Origin of the sequence: Streptacidiphilus neutrinimicus, from assembly GCF_000787815.1 — a bacterium.
Taxonomy (GTDB): Bacteria; Actinomycetota; Actinomycetes; order Streptomycetales; family Streptomycetaceae; genus Streptacidiphilus; species Streptacidiphilus neutrinimicus.
Genome location: NZ_BBPO01000127.1, coordinates 5,290 through 6,024, shown reverse-complemented (window position 1 = coordinate 6,024; position 735 = coordinate 5,290). Strand labels below are relative to the sequence as shown.

The following is a 735-nucleotide window of genomic DNA, read 5'->3' as shown; positions in this document are numbered from 1 at the left end:
CTCGACGCTGGACCAGGACGCCGATCTCACCTCGCCCGAGTACTGGGTGCGCCACGTCCGCGAGGCGGTGCGCTTCCGCGACGCGATCGCGACCCTGGAGCGCGAAGGCGTGCGCACGTTCTTGGAGTTGGGCCCGGACGGGACGCTCTCCGCGCTCGCCCAGGACTGCGTGACCGAGGACGCCCTGTTCGCACCGGTGCTGCGTCGCGACCGGGCGGAGGCCGAGACGTTCACGGCGGGGCTCGCCCAGCTGTTCGTGCGCGGGGTCAAGCTCGACTGGTCGGCGGTCTTCGCCGACACCGGCGCCAGGCGCGTCGAACTGCCCACCTACGCCTTCCAGTACGAGCACTACTGGCTGGAGGCGCCGCCGATCCTGGTCGGCGAGGCAGCGGCCGGGCAGCTCGGCCTCGACCTGGCCGAGCACCCGCTGTTGGGCGCCTTCGTCGGCCTGGCTGACGCCGACGGCCTGCTCTTCACCGCGCGCCTGGCGCTGGACACGCACCCGTGGTTGGGCGATCACGCCGTCGGCGAGGTGGTGCTGCTGCCGGGGACGGCGTTCGTGGAGTTGGCGATCCGTGCGGGTGACCAGGTCGGTTGCGGGCTGGTGGAGGAGTTGACGCTGGAGGCGCCGCTGGTCCTGCCCGAGCGTGGCGGGGTCCAGGTGCAGGTCTCGGTCGGTGCGTCCGACGAGGACGGTCGGCGGGGGATCAGCGTGTACTCGCGGTCGGAGGACGC

General features: G+C 72.7%; 1 protein-coding gene. It reads left to right on the top strand.

What is annotated here, in order from left to right; translation table 11 throughout:
* A partial coding sequence (locus tag TR48_RS36695) for a polyketide synthase dehydratase domain-containing protein (RefSeq protein WP_042374972.1) occupies window positions 1–735 on the top strand: 735 nt, incomplete at both ends.